Raw genomic sequence first — 21,632 nt, 5'->3', positions numbered from 1 at the left:
TAGCCTTTTTGTTTACGTTAGATTTCTAGTTCTTGTAGGCAAGAGGTTGAGTCGCATTGCGTAACCATGATCTAGCTTCGCCACTCACTAATGGGCTAATTTCCTGCCATACCTTTTCGTGATAGTTATTAAGCCAATTAAGCTCAAACTTGGTCAGCTTATTAACGTTAATGTTTCGGTAGTCAATCGGGCAACGAGTAAGAGACTCAAATGCAAGGACTGGGAAATCACCTTCAGTTTCTAACTCAACGACCAATTCGAGGTTCTCTATACGAATACCAAACTTATCAGCACGGTAGTAGCCAGGCTCATTGGATAGAACCATACCTTTCAATAGTGATACATCGATTTGTTTCTTCGAAATGCTTTGTGGTCCTTCATGAACACTTAGGAAGTGACCAACACCGTGACCAGTTCCATGGTCATAATCATAACCTTCTGCCCATAGATGCTGACGAGCAAGTGCGTCAATTTGATAGCCCTTAGTGCCTTGTGGGAAGCGCGCTCTTGCAATGCCAATATGGCCTTTAAGTGCCAGAGTGAACTGGTTAATCATCTCTGCACTTGGTTGGCCGATGGCAATCGTACGTGTTATGTCCGTTGTGCCATCAAGGTACTGACCACCTGAGTCAACTAAGTACAAAGAATCCATGGTGAGTTCGCCTGGTTGAGGCTGATTCTCGTGATTATAGTGACACATGGCTGCGTTGCCGCCAGCGGCTGAAATGGTATCAAAGCTAAGGTCTTTTAAGGTTGGATCTTTACGACGAATGCTTTCAAGCTGGTCAGATAGCTTTGCTTCGTTATGTAGGCGTCCTGCAGCGACTTCGGTATCTAACCAATATAGGAATTCAACCATCGCAGCACCGTCACGCAGGTGGCATTGTTTCATGCCTTCGATCTCTACTGGGTTTTTAGTCGCTTTCGGTAGCAAACAAGGGTCAGCTGCGCTAACCACTTTGGCACCACTATTTTGAAGTACTAACTTAAACCAAGCATTACTTGTGGTTGGGTCAACAAGGACTCGCTTTCCTTCTAGTGCTTCTAGGCGAACTTGAAGGGTATCCGGGTGATGGACTTCAACGTTAGGCCCTGAGTGTTGGTTGAACTCTTGTGGTAAACGGTTTGGGTCTAGGAAAAATTCAATGCTTGAGTCGCTGTGCAAGATAGCATGTGAAAGCAACACTGGTAGTCGAGAGACATCAAGTCCGCGAACATTAAGCAGCCAACAGATTGAATCTAAGGCGGTGATGACCGCACTGTCTGCGCCTGCTTTTTTGATGAGTTCTGCTATTTGAGTGCGCTTCTCGGAGCTAGATTGTCCAACTTGCTCCGTTGTCATCAACATTACTTCAGAGATCACTGGTTCTGGACGATCTGCCCAAAGTAGGTCTATTGGATTGATTTCAATAGATGATAAGTGATGAGTGGCACTCAAGGTTGCTTGCGCGTGATTTAGCCACGCTGCGTTATGCATACGTGGGTCGAAGGCGACTTTGCTGTCTTTAGCTACGTTATCAATAATCCAATCGAGAGCTGGTTCTTCGATTAGGTGGCGGTATTCAAACAATTCACCTGGTACTTCTTTACGTACTTGAACGGTATATCGACCATCGACAAATATGGCTGCGTTATCTTGGGTGATGACGGCCGCGCCCGCTGAACCAGTAAACCCTGTCAGCCAGTGTAGTCGTTCGTTATGGGCAGGGACGTATTCGCCAAGATACTCATCTTCGTGAGGAATGATGATAGCGTCGAAGTTGTTGTCATTAAGCCAAGCACGCAAAGCGGAAACACGCTCATTAGTTGAATGTAGCATCTGAAATTATCCTTGTTTTGATGTCCTATCGCGAGAATCTCATTGAAAGTTAAGGACGGTAGACGAATAAGCTACTCCTTTTACCGTCAGCCTGCAAATTATCTGAGGTGAAGGGTTTTTTGCTTAATAATATTTCTTAGCCAGGTCAGTGCTGGGTCATTCTCTCTGTCTAGATGCCAGAAAAGGGTGTAGGCCATTGGCGGAAATTCCATTGGCAGAGGGAGCACGACTAAGTCCATCTGTTTCGCGACTAAGTGGGTAAAGTGGCTAGGTGCAGTGAACACAAAGTCGGTGTAGGTGCATAGGCTCGCCGCGCTATTGAAATCCGGCACCGTGATTGCGATGTCTCGTTCAACGCCAATATCGGCCAAACGATAATCGAGTAGCCAACGATCATTGCCGTCGCAGCGTACTTGAACATGACGCATCGAAAGATAGGTCTCGAGCGTCCAGTTGCCGCTTAGAACAGGGTGGTCTTTCCTGACTACACACATTTGTGTATCTCGATAGATCTCCTGCTCACAAATATCATCGGGAGGGAGCATCGTCAGCTTTGCATCATTGATATCGATATCTCGCCCTGTGATACCCAAATCTAATTCACCCAATTGAAGCCTTTTAAAAGTTTGGTCAGTCCACGGGTGTGTGGAGATGTTTAAATTTGGGCCATGTTGAAAAATAGCTGGCAAAAAGTGAGGGAGTATTAGCGGGTACACACTTTCTACTGCAGCAACGTGAAAGCGGTATTCACTAGAGCTTGGTGAGAACTCTTCAGGCTGAGTTATTAGCTCAAGCTGATTAACTAGTACTTCAAGCTTTGGTTTTAAAAACAGAGATTTAGGCGTTGCTCTTAATCCGTGTGACGAGCGGATAAACAAGGGATCATCAAACTGTTCGCGCAACTTTGCCAATGACTTGCTCACGGCAGACTGGCTTAAGCACAAGCGGTGAGCAGTACGAGTAACGCTGAGTTCTTCAAATAAAACATTGAGGCACACCAATAGGTTGAGGTCTATACGGGCCAGCTTTTCGATATTCATTGTGATTTTCCAAATTGGAATAATGGTAATGAGTATATGCCATTTTCATTCATATCATAGTTTCTCTAAGATGAGCGCCATTGAAGTAAAGTTTATAGGAGTTTCTTGTGTCGAATACGAGCGTAATGCCAAACAGCAAGTTGCAAATGATGTTACTGACTTTGTTGGTACTGTTTAGCCCATTGGCTATTGATATTTACTTGCCTGCGTTACCCCTAATTTCTCAGGCGTTTCACGTGGAACACGCTCTAGCACAAGACACTATTACATGGTTCCTATTTGCCATGGGTGTAGGCCAACTGTTTGCTGGCCCACTGGCAGATAAACTCGGACGTCGAACTGTTGCATTGGCGGGAATTGGCATCTATGGCTTGAGTGCTTGCTTGGCGTGGGCAGCTCAAAGCATTGAGTGGATGTTAATGGCTAGGCTGCTACAAGGCTTAGGTGCGTGCGCGACATCGGTAGCAGCTTTTGCAACAGTTCGCGACATTTTCGGTCCACAGAAAAGTGGCAAGATGATCAGTTACTTGAATGGGGCGATTTGTTTTATCCCAGCATTGGCTCCGATACTAGGTAGCTGGCTGACTCAGCAATTTGGTTGGCGAAGCAACTTCAGCTTTATGGCAATTTTCGCGCTAGTGATTGGCCTGCTGATGCTGACTTCTATGAAAGAAACTAATCCTGCAACTGAAAAGCAAGCGGTGTTTAAGTTTGAACGTTACTGGTCGGTATTGAAGACACCTTCATTCTTATTCCATGCGTCGATGTGTATGTTGGCGATGGCGGTCATCCTAGCTTATGTAACTTCCGCACCCGTTGTGTTGATGGAAAACCTAGGGCTAACTATGAATGAGTTTACCTTCTGGTTCGGAGTTAATGCGGTGATCAACATTGCCGCATGTATGAGTGCACCGAAGTTCATGGATAAGTTTGGAACACGTCTGTCTCTGATTGTTGGTGTAGTCATGCTACTGCTGGCGGGTGTTATCATGTTGCTATTAGCTAATACCCCAACAGCATTTGCGTTCATGCTGCCAATCTTCATTTCGTCGGTCGGTTTTGCTTGGATACTTGGTTCTGCCGCGGGCAAGGCGTTAGCTCCTTTTGGAGACAAAGCCGGAACAGCTGCGGCACTGCTTGGTTTATTTCAAATGAGTGGTTCGGGCCTAGTAGTGGGAATCATGCAACGTACTGGTCTAGAACCGCAGTTTATGATTGCGCTGCAAATGTGGTTAGTGGCACCGGCTTTGATTATCCTGTTTTCCAAAGCAGGTAAGCGCTGGCATCAACATGCGATGGCGTAAATCAAGGTAAAGAGTGTTTTCCTGCTGTTAAAACAGGTGTATATTTACCGTTCACCAACAAGTTAACTAATTGGAATAACACCTGTAATGGCAATGACGACTTATGAAATGGCTCGCGTTTTAGAGCAGCTTGAAGACTCACCTGAGAAGGTTATGTTCGGCAAGCTACTGAACGAGTTGGGGAACCAAAGTGGCGAGCGTATTCGTAGCGCAGCCAAGCAAGTACCGATTCATATGCTTCGTGATATCGTATTTCAATTTCAGCAGGTGATTGAAGCCAGAAAAGACGAACAAGTTGAGTTGATGGCTAAGCAGCTAGCCGAGCAGGGGATTTCAGCTGAAGAACTGAAAGCGTACTTAGAACGTTAGTCGAACCGTCTCGTCTTAAAACAATTTTGAAAAGGGCTCATTGCTATAATGAGCTTTTTTTATGGATTCACGTTACGGTTGATCGGGTTTTGTAGCGAGATAAGAGTCTCGGTCGACTGTACCTCATCGATGGCTTGCAACTTATCAATCAGTACATACTGCAGCTCTTCAATCGAACGGCACATCAGTTTCACGAAGATATTGTACGCACCAGTGGTGTAGTATGCTTCAACCACTTCCTCTAAAGCATTGAGTTTTTCTAGTGCAGAATGGTAATCGCGCGCTGCGTTCAAATTAATGCCGATGAAGCAACACACGTCATAGCCAAGCTTTTTGGTATCAACGATGACCTCGGTTCCCTGAATTATCTCAGCCGCTTTCATCTTTTCGATTCGAACGTGAATGGTGGCAGGGCTTACCTCAAACTGTTTGGCCATTTCTGCGTAGGGTTTACGGGCATCTTCCATGAGCGTCTTGAGAATGGCTTTATCTAGCGTGTCTAGTTTTGTCGTGGCGCTTTGCATTGTGTGTCCTTAGACAATTTCGAATCAGAAATTTGGGGATGGAGCGAGTATAATTTATCATCACTATCGATTCTATTACCCATACTCAACAACGAGAAACATCCTTTGCGCTTTATTTTTATATTATTCGCTAGCTTGATTAGCTTCAGTGGTTTCGCACAAGAAAAGGATGTGCTCGTTGTTCACTCCTATCACCAAGGCTTTTTCTGGACTGATGCCTTTCAGAAAGGACTTGAAAATGTGCTATCAGAGCAAGATGTTTCTACTCGAGTTGTCTACTTAGATACCAAAAGGCTACAGAGCCCTGAGTACTTAGAACAACTGTACCAGCTGTACAAAACCAAATTTGAGCAAGAGCAATATCGCGCTGTGGTTGTGAGTGACAATAACGCCTTAGATTTGATGAAGCGGCTGGCTCCACAATTAGGCGATACGCTGGTGGTATTTGGTGGTATCAACGACTACCAACCAGCTTTACATGCTGGGCTTAAAGCGACCGGTGTCAATGAAGACACAGATATCCTGAGTAACATCACCCTAATTAAAAAACTGCAGCCGAATGTTAAGAAAGTCTACGTAGTAAGCGACCATTCGGTGACTGGCAAAGCAGTGCGCCAACAAGTAACCAAGTTTCTTAATTCTCATCCTAGTTACCAATCGCTGGTTGAAAACTACACGCCCACTACCTACCAACAGCTGAAAACGTGGGTAGGTCAGATTGATAGTGAGGAAAGTGTTTTATTCTGGGTTTATTACCGAGATGAGAACGGATGGGTAGTGAACGATAAAGTATGGCAGTCGTTCAATGAGTACGCATCAGCACCCGTTTATATGGTTCATGACCTAGGGCTGGGCAACGGCGCTGTCGGTGGGGTGATTCAAAGTGGTAAGCAGCAAGGGCGAGAAACCGCGCAAGTTCTGATAAAAGCGTTGAATAACCCCGATAAACCGCTACCGAAAGTGAAAGTCGGTACCCCTGAAATTAAGTTGGACTATCAAGCTTTGGAGCACTGGGGGCTCGGTGTCGATAATGTTGCTGATGCGGTGTTGTTCAATAAGCCTAAGACTTTCGCTGAACGTTACCAACAAGAGCTCAAATGGCTTGCGGCAATCATCTCCATTTTCAGCGCGATTATTTTCTTCCTTGTCTATTACTTACGAAAACTTAAAGTCAGCCAGCAAGCGGCGATTAACAGCCAGGTATTACTGGAGTCGGTATTCGACCAGACCTATCAGTATATTGGCATCCTAGATCAGTTTGGACGTATTCAGTCGAACAATAGCAAACTGCAGGAACTGCTTTACGACAAGCATTACCAATTGAATAAACCTATTTGGCAGCACAAACATTGGCATCGCGACTCTTCAGAGCAGATCGAAGCATTCTTCAATCCAGACAGCAATGATAGTGCCAGTGTCAGCCAGTTTGAAGGTGAGTTCTGGCATCGTGAGCAGGGGTCTATGGTGCTTGAGATTACACTCAAGCAAATGCAGATAAAGAGCGATCGAGAGCATCAGTACCTGTTTGAAGCGCGGGACATCACCTCTAGAAAAATTACTGAAGATAAACTGTTTCAGCGAGAAGCTAAGCTTAGTCACTACTACGACCAACAACCAGTAATGATGATTACACTCGATGAGTACAATCGTATCCAACAAGTTAACCGGTTCGCCGAGCAACTACTGGGCCATCGCTCTGGTGATCTGTTAGGACGAAAACTTAAAGAGTTTTATACCCATAAAGAATCTATCGAACCTAGGCAGGTTCTGCTGCAGCCAAAACAAGTGATGAAAGGTGTATGGCGTCGTGAAATAGAGTATCGCCATCATGATGGGCATGCTGTGTGGGTGAGGGAAAACATCCGTCCTATGGTTGAATCGGGAAGCATCTTAATTGTGGGTGAAGATGTATCGCAAAACAGAAAGCTTGAAGCACAACTGGAATATCAAGCACGTTACGACTTGCTCACCGATACCTACAACCGTAACTACTTTGAGTTGGAACTAGACAAAGCGCTGAAAGAAACACAGAGCCATATGCGCACTCATGCCATGCTGTACCTCGATATGGATCAACTCAAGGTACTTAATGATACCGCTGGCCATGAAGCGGGCGATGCGGCGATTCAGTTCTGCGCCAGTATGCTGGAAGAGATACTGCCGTATAAGGCCTTACTGGCTCGGATGGGGGGCGATGAGTTCTCGATATTATTGAAAGACTGCACCGAGAACGACGCGGTAAGGTTGGCGAAACAGATCATTACTACACTCAGCGAGCAAGCGTTCCTGTGGGATGATATTCGCCTAAACCTGACTTGTTCAATTGGTATTCGATTGATAGACCATACCGCTTCTTCACCGCAAATGGTTCATGCTCAAGCTGACACCGCTTGTCATGCTGCCAAAGAAGAGGGGCGTAACCGTTTCAACTTATATTGCCCAGATGATGCGGATTTGCAGCGCCGAGAGCGTGAAATGGAAAGCGTTAACCTTGTCCACGATGCATTAGCTCATGACCGCATTGAACTGTTTGCTCAGCGCATCCTCGACCTGTCTGAGCAGCAAGCCAATATGCACTTTGAGATACTCGTACGTATTCGTAACCCTAAAGGTGAATACATCTCTCCCGGGATATTTATGCCAGCTTCCGAGCGATACAACATTGCTCATCTGATCGATAAACAAGTCATAACTAAGACTCTTCATTGGCTTGAGGCGAACCCTAACTCACTAGATCAGCTAAGCCGATGTTCAATTAATTTATCCGGGCATTCGATGGGCAACCGGGAGTTTATCCGCTTCCTGCTACATACCCTAGAAACCAGCCCGGTACCGTGTGAGAAGATATGTTTAGAAATCACTGAAACAGCAGCAATGAGTAATATGAACCAAGCTATTGAGTTGTTTACTCAACTCAAGCAGTTGGGGTGTGTAATTGCATTGGATGATTTTGGATCAGGCTTATCTTCTTTCGGTTACTTGAAAAAGCTGCCAGTTGATGTGGTGAAAATCGATGGAATTTTCGTTCGCGATATTGATGTCAATGAAATGGACTACATCATGGTACGAGCAATTAACGACTTAGCTCAGCAAATGGGTAAGAAAACCGTCGCTGAGTTTGTAGAGAACACCCAGATCATTGATAAGTTGCAAGAGCTTGGGGTGAACTATGCTCAAGGTTATATCATCGGTAAGCCCAAACCGCTCGCGGAGCTGGTGGCCGAGTTAGAGGGGGAAGCAAGCAGGGCTTAGTTAGCTGTAAGTGAATCTAATGAGTTGCGCGATACGAATCATAGCGATAATTCCATGCCTTCAATCCAATAGTCGCCGAAGCTAAAGTTAGGTAAACTGCAGCTCACTTACGACCGATATACCTTATCTGGAGCTTACGTTGCATCTACAACTGATTTGTGAAAACCCAAGTCAAACCCTACAGCTAGACGAGATAGCGGAGCGATGGGGGTTAGTTCACGACACTGACAGCTTATTTGCATTGGTGCTGACTGATGAACGGCTAGAGTTACGTAAGCTCGACGAACCCAAACTGGGGGCGATCTATGTAGACCTCATCGGCGGCGCAGTTGGTCACAGGCGTAAATTTGGTGGTGGTAAAGGCCAGGCGATTGCTAAAGCTGCTGGGTTAAATAAAGGTGCGACGCCAACCATTTTAGATGGTACGGCTGGGTTAGGGCGAGATGCCTTTGTACTGGCGTCTTTGGGGTGTCGTGTGCAAATGGTTGAAAGGCACCCAGTGGTAGCTGCATTACTGGATGATGGCTTACAACGTGCCAAGCAAGACCCTGAAATCGGTGTATGGGTTACGGAACGGCTTTCACTTATCCATGCATCCAGCCATGATGCGTTAGATAAACTTGCAGAGGACGGAACCTTCGTTAAGCCTGATGTAGTCTACCTTGACCCTATGTATCCTCATCCAGAAAACAAGAAAAAGTCTGCCTTGGTGAAAAAGGAGATGCGTGTTTTCCAATCCTTGGTTGGGGCCGACAACGATGCCGACGCACTACTGGAACCCGCAATGGCGTTAGCGACCAAACGGGTAGTGGTGAAGCGTCCAGACTACGCCCAATGGTTGGATCAGCAAAAACCGACGATGGCGATAGAAACCAAAAAAAATCGCTTTGATGTGTATGTAATCGCATCAATGACTTAACGTTTAACTGACAAAAGTACACTATTTTCTGCTTGCTTACTTGCTGAGCTAAAGGTATATCTAACTAAGAATCATTTTTATTCTTAGCTTGGTGAGTAGTATGGCTAAACGATTTTGTAAGCTTAATCGACATGACATTGCGAGTAATTTAGGCGAGATACACCAACTGGTGACGGAGCCGAAATATGTTTGTCGTTCATGCGCTCGTTCTTCTGCGAGTAAAAGCTCGTTGTGTAAACCTGCTGCCATCCCGCCAAAATCTTGCCAAGATAAACCGATTGAGCAACAACGCCAATGTGGCTTGCTCGCTGAGGCTTTACCGGACAACCAAGAAACTAAACTAGAACAGGTTGCACCTGCTGTCTTGCCTAGTGTAGAGGTTGAAGCGGTGGATACTGCAGCACCCAGTGAGAAAGCATCGAAGAAAGCATTGAAGAAAGCCAGCAAAGCACTCAAGAAGCAGAAGAAATATCACAAGAAGCTCAGCAAGGTGCTTAAGAAGCAACAGAAACTACTTAAGAAGCATCAAAAGCTAGAAGGTAAGTTCGCTCGAGTGAATGGCCAATTAGCAACGCTAAGTAATACACCACTGGAAGTGAGTACACACTCACAGGTTCATTAAAAACCATTAAGTCAGAATAAAACGAATATAAAAACGCCCGCAGTATTGCGGGCGTTTTGCTATTTGAAATGGATTAGGCTTGTTGGTATTGCTGCGCGACGCGGCGCTTAACCCAAGTTTCATTCACCCACAGAGATAGCGCAATAATGGCGCCACCAATCGACAGGCGTACTAAATCGACATCTCTATTCCAGATAACAATGTTGACCAGCAAACCAGCGGGAACCAGCACATTGTTCATCACCGCGAGTGCGCCAGCGTTGACAAGACATGCGCCTTTATTCCAAGCAAAGTACCCCAATCCTGAGGCGATCAAGCCTAGGTAGATCAAAATGCCCCATTGCAGCTGGGTAGTAGGCAGTTTGTCGATATTACCCATCAAAGCAAATGCCACTGTCGCAACACACAAAGCTCCCAAGTAGAAGTAACCGAAGACCGTGTGTTGTGGTAGTTCTACTGGCGATTGCTCCATAACGTACTTGTAACCAACCTGACCAATGGCAAAACATAGGTTGGCACCCTGCACGACCAAAAAGCCTAAGATGAAATTCTCATTGATACCATCAAACTTGATGAACGCTGCACCAGCAACTGCAATGGCTGCGGTAACGAGATACCAAGGAGAAAAACGTCCTTTGAGTAAGTCATAGATTAGAGTGACGTATATAGGAGTAAATACCGTAAATAGTAGGACTTCTGGGACTGATAGAAGAAGGAAAGACTGATAGTAGAAACAGTACATTAAGCCCAGTTGAAAACCACCAATGACCATTAACTTAGCGATCAATGACTTTTCAACACCACGGAATTTAAGGAACGGTAGAAACACTACGCTGGCTAAAGCGACACGGATCCAAACCGAAAACCATGAATCGACCTGACCGGCGAGGTAAACGCCGATCAAGCTAAATGAGAATGCCCAAAGTAGGGTGACTGCAGATAGATAAAACATGACTAATATTCATTATCAATAAGTGCCTGCAGTCTAACCGAGTTTGACGCTAGAGTCAGTCTTTGAGTGGTACCACCAGCATATCTACTGGAGAGCAATTGATCAGTTGCCTGGTCGAAGACAGAAGCTTGCTCCAAAAGTCTTGATGATGCCCACATACAACCAAGTCAATATTGAACTCTTTAATGGTGTCGCACAGCTCACTGCCAAGATCGCCGCTTCCCACTAGGGTGTGTTTCACTGGGTATTGAGCATGGTCGGCAAAGGCTTGTAACTGCTTCTGCGACGCTTCCATCGCTTGGTGCTGGGTTTCTGCAAGGTTGATGTCAATTAAGCCAGTGTAGAGCTCTGCGTAGTTCACATCGATATGAATAAAGGATATTTCGGCGTTCAATGGTTTAGCGAGCGCCACGGCTTTATCCACTAACACTTTGCTGTCTTCAGAAAGATCGACGGCAACCAAAATATGTTGATAACTCATGATGCTATCTCCTTGTAAGGGTCTATCTACAATTTAGCACCGGGAGGAGAATAAATTTGCAGCAGCGATCTCAGATCCACATTCACTGCGCAAGATGTTATGGTTATGAAAACTGATATAGTAAATACAACTAGATAGAGTCATTAGGAGTCGAAAATGTTGCCTCAAGCTATGGTTGATCAATTGAATGAGCAAATTAATCTCGAATTTTTCTCATCCAATCTATACTTACAAATGAGTGCTTGGTGTGAAGACAAAGGTTTTGAAGGCGCAGCCGAGTTTCTTCGTACTCATGCAGTGGAAGAAATGGAGCACATGCAGCGTCTTTTCACTTACGTAAGTGAAACAGGTGCGATGCCAATTCTAGGTGCAATTGAAGCCCCGCAGCATGAATTTGGCAGCCTTGGCGAAGTATTCCGTTTAACTTACGAGCATGAGCAGATGATTACGCAAAAAATCAACAAGCTGGCTCACGTTGCTTTCACTACCCAAGATTACTCTACATTCAACTTCCTGCAGTGGTACGTTGCTGAACAGCACGAAGAAGAGAAGTTGTTTAAAGGGATTTTAGACAAGCTAGACTTAGTAGGCGAAGACGGCAAAGCGCTGTTCTTTATCGACAAAGACCTAGCAGCACTGGCAAAAGAAGGTTCATCTTCTATCATGGATGCCCCAGCTGAGTAATTTCAGCGAAAAGACCTCTTAATTGATCGTCTTTTTCTCTCGGGCACAGTTAGAAGGTGTAGGGAGGAGAAGATGATCAGTGGAGATACCATTCTACTAGCGTTGATGCTGGTTACCTGTGTCAACATGGCGCGCTATCTAACGGCGCTACGCTCACTTATTTACATCATGCGTGAAGCGCATCCTTTGCTTTATCAGCAAGTGGATGGCGGCGGATTCTTTACCACTCATGGTAACGTCACTAAACAAGTGCGGCTGTTCCACTATCTTAAGAGTAAAGAGTACCATCACCACCACGACCCAGTATTTACTGGTAAGTGCGATAGAGTCCGTGAGCTCTTCATTCTCTCTTCTGGGCTACTTGCTGTTACGTTACTTGCCGCCTTCATGGTGTAACCCTAGATTGGCATTGTGCTGAATAGCCGTTAGAATAGCGGCCAAAGTTAGTAAGGATGTGCGCTTTCGCACATCCTTTTTTATTGCAATAGTTCGAGTAGACACGGTCATGAGTAACAAGTTTGATGTCGTTATCATTGGTGCAGGCGCTGCAGGTTTAATGTGCGCTGCCCAAGCTGGTATGCGAGGGCGCCGAGTGCTGGTGGTTGATAACGCAAAGAAACCAGGACGAAAAATCCTTATCTCAGGCGGTGGTCGTTGTAATTTCACCAATTATGACGTGTCGGCGAATAATTACTTATGTCGTAACCCTCACTTCGTTAAATCGGCGTTGTCTCAGTACACCAACTGGGATTTCATTTCGATGGTCAGCAAATATGGGATCGAGTTTGAAGAGCGTGACCATGGCCAGTTGTTCTGCCTCGATTCGGCAAAAGACATCGTGTCGATGTTGCTCAAAGAGTGTGACATGCCCAACATCTCACAGCGTTATAAAACCGATGTACACCATATAGAGAAAACAGAATCCGGCTTCTCACTGCATCTTGATACTGACGTGATTGAATGCGAGTCGTTGGTGGTGGCAACGGGCGGTTTATCCATGCCTAAGCTTGGTGCGACGCCATTTGGTTATAAAATTGCTGAGCAATTCGGGCTACCTGTTGTGCCTACGACGGCGGGCTTAGTGCCGTTTACATTACACAAGCAAGACAAAGAAGATTTTGCTGAGTTATCTGGCATTGCGATACCGGCGGAAATCACAGCGGAAGATGGAACGGTATTTAAAGAAGCTTTGCTGTTTACGCATCGTGGCCTTTCTGGGCCGTCTGTATTGCAGATCTCATCATTCTGGAAAGCGGGTCAGAAGGTAACGATTAACTTAGTCCCAGAAGCGGATGTTACGCAGCTACTAGAAGCCTCGCGTGAGAAGCACCCTAACCAAAGCATGAAGAACACGCTAGCCAAAGTGTTACCTAAGCGCCTGGTCGAAGTTCTGATTGAGCGTAAAGAGATCTCAGACAAGCCTCTTAAACAATATAATCCCAAAGAACTGAGCGCTATTGTCAGCACGTTAGAACAGTGGCAGATAGTACCTAATGGCACTGAAGGCTACCGAACGGCAGAGGTAACTTTGGGCGGTGTTGATACCGACACGATTTCGTCGAAGACGATGGAATGCAAATCGGTAGCGGGCTTGTACTTCATTGGTGAGGTGATGGATGTTACTGGCTGGCTAGGGGGCTACAACTTCCAGTGGTGCTGGAGTTCAGGCTTCGCAGCCGGGCAGCGAGTGTAGTTAATCAGCCTTCATATTTGTTCAAAAGAGCCAGCGTAATGCTGGCTCTTGTTATTTTGGTCGCTAGCTTTGGTGAGCGGGAAGTTGTTTGTTTTTATAGGAATCAGCAAATTCGTGGTTTTTATCGCGGTGTTCAGCTTCATCTTCTCTGATTCTTTCAAGTACATCTAAGAAACTGGCATCGCTTGGTAGTTGGTAGTAGTTAATCGCAATCTGTGGTGCAGGCTGGTTGGGGAGGGTTCCATCTTGAATCTTCGATATGTATTCGGAATAACTGTTACACGCTTCTTCCTCAAAATAACCAACAATACGATGCGCGGTCTTAGAAGAAACTAAGTAAATAAAACCGTATATGATCAGGAAGATGAATTGCAGCGACATCACCATGATGCGCTCAAAAATAGAAGGATGAGTGACATCGAGGAAAATCATTAGGTGCATTCGCTCGTTGTCTGCTTCGTCTAACAGCTCCTTTATCCAGCCGCCATCATCTTTCATCCTGCGCAGAGCCTTGAGGTGGTTACTGACCCCAGCAACCATCCCAGGGACAGCTGCAATGGTTTCCAGCAACATGGCTCTTTTGGCAAGGTGTTTACCATAGAAAAGGTTGAGCGTTTTTTTAAGAAGTCGAGTGACCAGTAGAGCTGCCTTTTCTGACAAGCTCTCTGGTTGATAGTGTTTATTTTTGAACGACATATTAAATTTCCTGACTTATACAACTAGAGTCGATATATCAGAAAGTATGCCAGTTTTTATGTGATTGTATTTATTGGTTTTATTTCTGTTTGGGTCTAATTGACCTTGTTGTTTTTTGAGTCTAATTTTTTCTTTTGTGTCGATTTGACTTGGGTGGGCTGTGAGTTGTGTAGAGTTATAGCTTGGGTCAATTTATTAGATGACCCAAGATAAGATAGTCGTTAATTTTCTACCACCATATGAGGAAACCAAAGCTTCCTCATTGGTGTTAATACTTATTGTAGATGGAGCGTCTTAAGGTTCTAACAAGCGAGTTTGTGCTTCGGGCTTATCTGGTTTTCCTAGGTGAAAGCCTTGCCCACAAGAGCAGCCATGATCCAATAGATATTCATGTTGCGCTTGGGTCTCGATACCCTCTGCAATAACGGTTAAAGATAAGCTTTTCCCCATAGCCAAGATAGCATTGACGATGGCGTTGCTATCAGGGTTGTTCGGCACATCACTGATAAATGAACGGTCAATTTTCAATTTGTCGAGTGGTAGACCTTTTAGATAGGAAAGCGAAGAGTAGCCCGTTCCGAAATCATCTAATGAGACAACGACACCCAGTGAGCGAAGATCATTTAGGTAGTTCGCTGCTTGAGTCGGGTCTTGCATAAAGAACCCTTCGGTTATTTCGATTTCCAAGTGTTCCGCAGGAAAGGCGGTTTGCTGAAGAATTTGCTTTAAGCGATTGGTGAAGCCACTGTGCTGCAATTGAATGGCTGATACATTGACGGCCAGCCGCTCAAAATAATAGCCCCTATCTAACCAAGCTCTACCTTGTTTACACGCTTCTGTTAGTACCCACTCTCCAATTTGATTGATCAAACCCGCTTTCTCTGCCACCGGGATAAACTGTTCAGGCGAGACAAAACCAAATTGAGGGTGGTACCAACGTAGTAATGCTTCAAAGCCGAGCAACTGCATCGTGCGTAAGTTGTATTGTGGCTGGTAGCGTAAACTCAGTTGGTTTAGTTCAATGGCTTCATGTAGTGCGCTTTGCAAACGGACGTGTGAGACAGAGCGAGTGGTGAGGTCGGGGGTATAAAATGCGTAACCGTTGCGGCCATTCTTCTTGGCTTTATACATCGCTGTATCGGCGTTTTTTAGTAAAGTCTCGGTGTCATTACCATCTTGAGGGTACAGCGCTACACCAATACTGGTAGAAAGTCTAAGAGACTGAGTATCAAGCGGCGAAAAAGGCTGGTTAAACAGAGACAAAATCTTGTGGATTACGACCTTCAGATTTTCAGTATCGTCGTACTCGGTGAGAACAATAACGAATTCGTCACCACCAATTCGAGCAATATGATCGTGATGCCTGAGTGTATGCTTGAGTCTATCGGCCAGCTCGATCAAGATTTGGTCGCCGCTATAGTGACCTAAACTATCGTTAATATGCTTAAAGTGGTCAATGTCCATAAACAGCGTAGCAAACGCTTGGTCGTGTTTAATTTGTTGACCCAGCAGGCTAATGATATGACTTCGGTTGGGCAGCTCAGTTAATGGGTCGTAGAACGCCATCTTTTCTAGTTTTTCTTCGTGAGCCCGCTGAGTGGTAATGTCCTCGAACACACAAATGTAGTTAATCAGTTGCTGGTGGTCGTCTTGAACAGCACTGATAGTGGCAATTTGAGGGTAAACGCTGTTGTCTTTGCGACGGTTAATAAATTCGCCCTTCCATTGGCCTTTATTGTTTAACTGTTCCCACAGCTGCTTATAGAATTCATCATCATGATGGCCAGATTGCAGAATTTTGGGATTTCGACCAATAACATCTTTAGCATCGTAGCCAGTGATTGTCGTAAAGGCTGCGTTGACGTCAATAATGTTGGCGCGGCTGTCTGTTATCAGCATGCCTTCTTGGGAGTTGTTAAATATCTTTGATGCTAGCTCAAGCTGATTCTCAACCATCTTCCTGCGGGTGACGTTTCGCGTCATGCCTAGTACGCCTAACGGTTCGCCTTTACGGTTATTAACAGGAGACTTGATAGTTTCTAGCCAAACACTCTCGTTGTCTTTTCCCTCGGAAGGGCACTCCTCAACGATGAACTGCTTGCCACTTTCAATCACGACATTATCGGTGTCTGCAAACTTGTTCGCCAGTTCTTGGTCAAAAAGCTCGTTATCATACTTGCCGACAATCTTGTCGGTACTGAGCCCCCATGCTTGCTCGACGCTGTGATTGCACATCAAGTACTGACCATCCGCGCTTTTTATCCAGGTGTGGTCTTCTAAGCTGTCGATAAACTCCTGCAATGTTGGCAGTGAACCTGGCGTTGGAACAAACAATTGGCTGAGATCGTAACTCACTTTTGCGCACAGTATTTCGATACTATCTTTAGCATTTGTTTGGACTGAAGGTTGAGTTTTAGCCACCAGAAAGCCAAACAACACACCATTTTCGCGCCAAATTGGGCAAGTGAGGTGTTGGGATTCTGTAGTGTTGATGTGATGACACTGGATAGTCATTGGGTTTATCTGAGCATGCAGCTGAGTGAGCTCTTCAAGTAAACCTTCTGAGTCAGATTGCTCGTCACATGGCGCGAATATGGGCTGCCAAGTTACACCATCTTGTAGGCAGTACAGCTGATAACAGTTCAGAGAATCTGAACCATATTGATGGAAAAGTTGACGCCAACTTTCCACCTGACTAGAGGGTAATGAGTAATCTGGCATAGCAAGCAATATCAATAAAGTGTTCAACATCTGCGCTATTTATTGTCTTGTATTGCGCAAAGAGTCAGCTCAAGGCTGTCTAGATTGTAACACTTTGCTCAATAGATACGCTATGAAGCATACGCCGAACTGCAAAGTGCGTGATGATATGCGTGCATTTTGACGTCCGAACTCACCGATCCTGACCTATATTAATGGAGTGCTATTGATTAAGCGGAAGGAGTAGACGAATGAGTCAAGAAGCGCTTATTTCTCGAATCAACGAACTGCCTCGTATTGAAAGTGTGTTGCAAGAATTGCTCGATATGGTGAACAGAGAAACCATAGATTTTGGTGAGCTATCGAAAAAAATGTCAATGGATCAGGTACTCAGTGCGCGTGTGCTTCGCATGGCCAATTCGGCTCACTTCGGTGGCGTAAAAGGGGTGTCGACTATTAACGATGCCATAGTCCGGGTAGGGGCTGGAGCAATCCGTACGCTTATTTCTTCCTCGATCCTCTCGACCACTTTTCCCAAGTTAGAGACGCTCAACATTAAAGACTATTGGGCCAATACGTTTGAGATCTCCATGATTGCCAGCACGCTAGCGAAAAGTGCTAAGTTGGATCCAAATGAAGTGTTCACCACAGGGGTATTGCACAACATCGGCGAACTGATGATTCATTCGTTAGTGCCAGATAAAGCGCAAGAAATTACCGTGCGAGTTGAAGCGGGTGAAGACCCATTGCAAGTACAGCGAGACGTACTCAAAACCGATGCCCAGCAACTGGGGGCCGTGTTAGCGGAAACGTGGAAATTCCCAGCCGCAATGGTAGATGCGATCGCGAACGTGAATCAGCCGAGCAAGGCTAATGAATCGAAGCGCTTGGCCTGTGTATTGTACTTAGCGCGAGATATTCATCGTCGGTGGGATTCGATGCTAGAGGAAGACGAGAAGCAGCATTACTTAGCCAATCACCCAGCTGCCAAGGCATTAGGACTATCAGCCGACCTTGCCAGCGATATTGACGGGATTCGCGGGCAAGGCAGTGAAATGGCCTATCAGCTTTTTTAACTGGTTAGATCTGATTTTCTGCGGGGCGATCTTTTTTGCCCCATTTGATCTGCTGGATCACAAGGCCTGTAATGATAAGTACCAGGCCAACTAGTGTTGCAGGGTGGATTTCTTCACCAATGATGGTTGCCAATAGCATCAGAGAGATAAACGGTGAGGCAAAAATCAAATTGCTGATTCGTGCTGTGTTTTGAGTCGACTTTAATGCACTTAGCCACAGTACAAAGGTCACTCCCATTTCAAATAAGCCCACATAAGTGACCGCAGCCCAACCTTTCGTGGTGATTTGGCTCCATGGTGCACCTTCATAAATGCTCAGTCCAATGGCAAACGGAATAGCAATTAAAAAGCCAAGTAGCACACCGACAACCGGATCAGCTTTGTTCTTGGTGTTTAAAATCCAATAGCCAGCCCAAAGCAGCGTTGAAAGTAGCGCTAAACCAACCCCAAGTGGGCTATCAAACTGTAATCCGAGTAAATCACCTTTAGTGGCAATGACCACCACACCTAAGTAGCTGAACGCGCACGCTATCCAATCTTTTTTACGTATTGCCTGCCCCAAAAAAACAGCGGCCATTAACGTCAGGGTGATCGCCCAACTGTAGTTGATAGCTTGAGCTTGGGAAGCGGGCAACAAGTCGTAGGCTTTAAATAAGATCAGGTAGTAGGCCAGTGGGTTGATTAGGCCAAGCAGCAGGTAATAACCTGGATTGGATAAAAAGGTGGTAGACAGCTGATTGAGCTTACCTTGCAGCGCACAAATGATGATCAACGCGATGGCTGAAACCACACTCGCCATCGTTAGCATTTGTATCGGAGTAAACTCCGCCAGAGTCAGCTTAAACGCTGTCGCTACGGTAGACCAAAGTAATACGGCTGAAAGCCCAAATCCTATTGCGCGACGCTCGTTCATAGTGTCCTTTCTAACGGTAGTTTGAGGTGAGAAGCGCCTAGTCTATCTGTTGATTAGAAATGCGACAAACTGGACATTTATCCAGTATCGAAATACCATTTAACTAATTGTCTTTACGGTAGGTTACGCCTTTACAATGCAATGGATTATTGAGCATCAAGAGATTTTGATCAGTACCTTTGGCGGTGCAATCATCGCTGGTGGCGCTGCTGGTTGGTGGGTGAAGCAAAAAATGCAGTTCCATACTCGTTTATTGGAGCAGCAAATTGAGTCTAATCAGCAGCTTTATACCGCCCAATTGGAGCAAGCCAAAAAAGAGCTGCATGAAGCCCAGTCGGAGCTCGACGAGCTCGACAGCGAGCGTGATAAATCGGCCTATGAGCTTAAACAATCACACGGCAAGCTAATGGCGGTCATGGAAAAGCTGCGTTACTTTGAAGCCGTTAAGCAAGAGCGCCAGCAGTATGCTGATGACCTTAACCAGATTCGTGAGCATAAGTCTCAGCTTGAAGCGCAACTGCGTGAGCAAGAAGCACGACATGAGCAAGAAAACAAAGCCAATCTAGAAAAGCTGCAGCTGTTAGAGCAAGCAGAAGAGCGCTTAAAACAACAGTTTGAACACCTTGCTAATCAGCTATTTGAAACCAAGACAGCTAAAGTCGATCAGCAGAACAAGCAAAGTTTGGAAGGGTTGCTCTCACCTTTAAAAGAGCAATTGGAAGGCTTTAAGAAACAGGTCAACGACAGTTTTAGCCAAGAGGCGAAAGAACGTCATACCTTAGTCCATGAGCTAAAAAACCTTCAGCGCCTTAATGAGCAAATGACCAAAGAAGCTGTCAACCTGACTCAGGCCCTCAAAGGGGACAACAAGCAGCAAGGTAACTGGGGGGAAGTGGTCTTAGCGCGAGTATTGGCAGAATCAGGCCTTCGTGAAGGGCATGAGTACCAAACTCAAGTCAGCTTACAAAATGAAGCAGGCAAACGCTATCAACCGGATGTGATTGTCCATCTGCCTCACGATAAGCAAGTTGTAGTGGATTCCAAGATGGCGTTGGTTGCTTTTGAGCGTTACTTCAACGCAGAATCCGATCAAGCAAAAGAACGCGCTTTGGCCGATCACTTAGTGGCATTGCGCGCTCATATCAAAGGTTTAAGTCAGAAGGATTACCATCAGTTAAAAGGCATTCAAAGCCTCGATTATGTCTTGATGTTTATTCCGGTTGAACCTGCCTTTCAAGTGGCCATTCAAGCTGACCCTAGTTTGGTCAAAGATGCCATGGAACAAAACATTATCTTGGTGAGCCCGACTACCTTGCTGGTGGCACTGCGGACCATAGATAATCTGTGGCGTAATGAACGCCAGAATCAAAATGCTCAACACATCGCCGATAAAGCCAGCAAGCTGTATGACAAGCTACGTTTGTTTGTCGATGACATGGAGAGTTTGGGCGGTGCGCTAGACAAAGCCAACCAAAACTACCAAGGGGCGATGAATAAACTGGCGACAGGGCGTGGCAATGTTATCCGTCAGGCTGAATCCTTTAAACAGCTAGGGGTGGAGGTGAAGCGGCCTATCTCTCACAGCCTTGTGGAGTTAGCTGGTCATGATGAGGAAGATAGCCTTGAGGTTCACTCATCAAATCAATCAGATAGCGCTGACTACGCATTAGCTAAATCTGAATAGGTATTTTGAGCATCAAAGAAAGACATCAAGCTGAGGATAAAGTAAACTAATCGCCCGCAGTACAAGGGCGATTCTTTGCTCATGTTGGTTAAGTGCTGCACAAGAGGAATCATCATGACGGATACAAACGTGCAATCAAAAACAGCGTTAGAAACGAATGAAACCACTCACTTTGGTTTCGAAACCGTGGCGAAAGAAGAGAAAGTCGCCAAAGTAGCAGAAGTATTCCACTCTGTGGCAGCGAAATACGACATCATGAACGACTTGATGTCTGGTGGTATTCACCGCCTATGGAAGCGTTTCACTATTGATTGCAGCGGTGCTCGTCCTGGGCAACGTATTCTGGATTTGGGTGGTGGTACCGGTGACCTAACCGCTAAGTTCTCTCGTATTGTTGGTGAGAAAGGCCATGTCATTCTGGCTGATATCAACAATTCGATGTTAAACGTAGGCCGTGACAAACTGCGCGACAGCGGAATTGTTGGCAACGTACATTACGTTCAAGCGAATGCGGAAGAGCTGCCATTCCCTGATAACTATTTTGATGCGATTACTATCAGCTTCTGTCTACGTAATGTCACTGATAAAGACAAAGCACTTCGTTCAATGTACCGCGTTCTTAAGCCAGGTGGTCGTTTGCTGGTACTTGAATTCTCGAAGCCGATTCTTGAGCCATTATCAAAAGTGTACGACGCATACTCGTTCCACTTGCTGCCTAAAATGGGCGAAATCATTGCTAACGATGCAGACAGCTACCGCTACTTAGCGGAATCTATTCGTATGCACCCAGACCAAGAAACATTAAAAGGTATGATGGAACAAGCTGGCTTTGAAAATGCTAACTTCTACAACCTTACTGGCGGTATTGTTGCACTGCACCGCGGTTACAAGTTTTAGGGGCCAA

At 45.5% G+C, this 21,632-nt stretch carries 19 protein-coding genes; 11 read left to right on the top strand and 8 right to left on the bottom strand.

The window, feature by feature from the left end; genetic code table 11:
* Positions 1-25 precede the first annotated feature (25 nt).
* Positions 26-1,819, bottom strand: a complete 1,794-nt coding sequence (locus tag ACXABW_RS14910) for an aminopeptidase P family protein (RefSeq protein WP_457523323.1) — start codon at positions 1,817-1,819, stop codon at positions 26-28.
* Positions 1,820-1,917: 98 nt separating this feature from the next.
* Positions 1,918-2,859: a LysR family transcriptional regulator gene (locus ACXABW_RS14905; protein WP_457523322.1), complete on the bottom strand. Its 942-nt coding sequence runs from the start codon at positions 2,857-2,859 to the stop codon at positions 1,918-1,920.
* A 125-nt stretch (positions 2,860-2,984) separates the two neighbouring features.
* Between ACXABW_RS14905 and ACXABW_RS14900 the strand changes: the two genes are divergently transcribed.
* Together ACXABW_RS14900 and tsrA are read left to right on the top strand one after the other, a co-directional pair.
* Positions 2,985-4,163 (top strand): multidrug effflux MFS transporter, encoded by a 1,179-nt coding sequence (locus tag ACXABW_RS14900; RefSeq protein ID WP_457525036.1) that lies wholly within the window; start codon positions 2,985-2,987, stop codon positions 4,161-4,163.
* Positions 4,164-4,250: 87 nt separating this feature from the next.
* Positions 4,251-4,532 (top strand): H-NS-like global regulator TsrA, encoded by a 282-nt coding sequence (gene tsrA, locus ACXABW_RS14895; RefSeq protein WP_457523321.1) that lies wholly within the window; start codon positions 4,251-4,253, stop codon positions 4,530-4,532.
* Between the two features lie 59 nt (positions 4,533-4,591).
* On the opposite strand, the gene asnC is transcribed toward tsrA, so the two are convergent.
* Positions 4,592-5,056 (bottom strand): transcriptional regulator AsnC, encoded by a 465-nt coding sequence (gene asnC, locus ACXABW_RS14890; RefSeq protein WP_252028852.1) that lies wholly within the window; start codon positions 5,054-5,056, stop codon positions 4,592-4,594.
* A 105-nt stretch (positions 5,057-5,161) separates the two neighbouring features.
* Between asnC and ACXABW_RS14885 the strand changes: the two genes are divergently transcribed.
* The 3 genes from ACXABW_RS14885 to ACXABW_RS14875 all read left to right on the top strand — a co-directional run bounded on the left by ACXABW_RS14885 (position 5,162) and on the right by ACXABW_RS14875 (position 9,849).
* On the top strand, positions 5,162-8,308 hold the full coding sequence (locus tag ACXABW_RS14885) for an ABC transporter substrate binding protein (protein ID WP_457523320.1): 3,147 nt from the start codon (positions 5,162-5,164) through the stop codon (positions 8,306-8,308).
* A 139-nt stretch (positions 8,309-8,447) separates the two neighbouring features.
* Positions 8,448-9,227, top strand: a complete 780-nt coding sequence (locus tag ACXABW_RS14880) for a class I SAM-dependent methyltransferase (RefSeq protein ID WP_265688144.1) — start codon at positions 8,448-8,450, stop codon at positions 9,225-9,227.
* A 100-nt stretch (positions 9,228-9,327) separates the two neighbouring features.
* Positions 9,328-9,849: a hypothetical protein gene (locus ACXABW_RS14875; RefSeq protein ID WP_457523319.1), complete on the top strand. Its 522-nt coding sequence runs from the start codon at positions 9,328-9,330 to the stop codon at positions 9,847-9,849.
* A 73-nt stretch (positions 9,850-9,922) separates the two neighbouring features.
* On the opposite strand, the gene ACXABW_RS14870 is transcribed toward ACXABW_RS14875, so the two are convergent.
* A complete protein-coding gene (locus ACXABW_RS14870; protein WP_252028845.1) occupies positions 9,923-10,801 on the bottom strand; it encodes a carboxylate/amino acid/amine transporter in 879 nt (292 codons plus the stop codon).
* A gap of 55 nt (positions 10,802-10,856) precedes the next feature.
* Entirely contained in the window at positions 10,857-11,282 is a 426-nt protein-coding gene (gene uspA / locus ACXABW_RS14865; RefSeq protein ID WP_252028844.1) for a universal stress protein UspA, read from the bottom strand.
* 156 nt (positions 11,283-11,438) lie between these two features.
* On the opposite strand from uspA, the gene ftnA reads away from it, so the two are divergent.
* The 3 genes from ftnA (at position 11,439) to ACXABW_RS14850 (ending at position 13,659) form a co-directional block, all read left to right on the top strand.
* Complete coding sequence (ftnA, locus tag ACXABW_RS14860; RefSeq protein WP_252028843.1) at positions 11,439-11,966, top strand: non-heme ferritin; 528 nt, start codon at positions 11,439-11,441, stop codon at positions 11,964-11,966.
* A gap of 72 nt (positions 11,967-12,038) precedes the next feature.
* The gene (gene uspB, locus ACXABW_RS14855) at positions 12,039-12,362 is read left to right on the top strand and encodes a universal stress protein UspB (protein ID WP_252028841.1); all 324 of its coding nucleotides are present in this window, start codon (positions 12,039-12,041) and stop codon (positions 12,360-12,362) included.
* A 109-nt stretch (positions 12,363-12,471) separates the two neighbouring features.
* Positions 12,472-13,659: an NAD(P)/FAD-dependent oxidoreductase gene (locus tag ACXABW_RS14850; protein ID WP_457523318.1), complete on the top strand. Its 1,188-nt coding sequence runs from the start codon at positions 12,472-12,474 to the stop codon at positions 13,657-13,659.
* Between the two features lie 63 nt (positions 13,660-13,722).
* On the opposite strand, the gene ACXABW_RS14845 is transcribed toward ACXABW_RS14850, so the two are convergent.
* Together ACXABW_RS14845 and ACXABW_RS14840 are read right to left on the bottom strand one after the other, a co-directional pair.
* Positions 13,723-14,355 carry an alternative oxidase gene (locus ACXABW_RS14845; RefSeq protein ID WP_457523316.1) on the bottom strand — a complete coding sequence of 211 codons (633 nt, stop codon included), beginning with the start codon at positions 14,353-14,355 and terminating at the stop codon, positions 13,723-13,725.
* Positions 14,356-14,649: 294 nt separating this feature from the next.
* Positions 14,650-17,076 (bottom strand): EAL domain-containing protein, encoded by a 2,427-nt coding sequence (locus tag ACXABW_RS14840; RefSeq protein WP_457525035.1) that lies wholly within the window; start codon positions 17,074-17,076, stop codon positions 14,650-14,652.
* Between the two features lie 230 nt (positions 17,077-17,306).
* On the opposite strand from ACXABW_RS14840, the gene ACXABW_RS14835 reads away from it, so the two are divergent.
* Positions 17,307-18,131 (top strand): HDOD domain-containing protein, encoded by an 825-nt coding sequence (locus ACXABW_RS14835; RefSeq protein WP_265686824.1) that lies wholly within the window; start codon positions 17,307-17,309, stop codon positions 18,129-18,131.
* A gap of 4 nt (positions 18,132-18,135) precedes the next feature.
* Here ACXABW_RS14835 and ACXABW_RS14830 read toward each other — a convergent pair whose 3' ends face one another.
* Positions 18,136-19,044 carry a DMT family transporter gene (locus tag ACXABW_RS14830; RefSeq protein WP_252028833.1) on the bottom strand — a complete coding sequence of 303 codons (909 nt, stop codon included), beginning with the start codon at positions 19,042-19,044 and terminating at the stop codon, positions 18,136-18,138.
* A gap of 136 nt (positions 19,045-19,180) precedes the next feature.
* Between ACXABW_RS14830 and rmuC the strand changes: the two genes are divergently transcribed.
* Complete coding sequence (rmuC, locus tag ACXABW_RS14825; protein WP_457523315.1) at positions 19,181-20,728, top strand: DNA recombination protein RmuC; 1,548 nt, start codon at positions 19,181-19,183, stop codon at positions 20,726-20,728.
* 114 nt (positions 20,729-20,842) lie between these two features.
* The gene (gene ubiE, locus ACXABW_RS14820) at positions 20,843-21,625 is read left to right on the top strand and encodes a bifunctional demethylmenaquinone methyltransferase/2-methoxy-6-polyprenyl-1,4-benzoquinol methylase UbiE (protein ID WP_252028831.1); all 783 of its coding nucleotides are present in this window, start codon (positions 20,843-20,845) and stop codon (positions 21,623-21,625) included.
* Positions 21,626-21,632 lie beyond the last annotated feature (7 nt).

The sequence above is a fragment of the Vibrio paucivorans genome (genome assembly GCF_054053395.1).
Note: the sequence above shows the minus strand (reverse complement) of the source record. Positions and strands in the feature narration are given on the sequence as shown.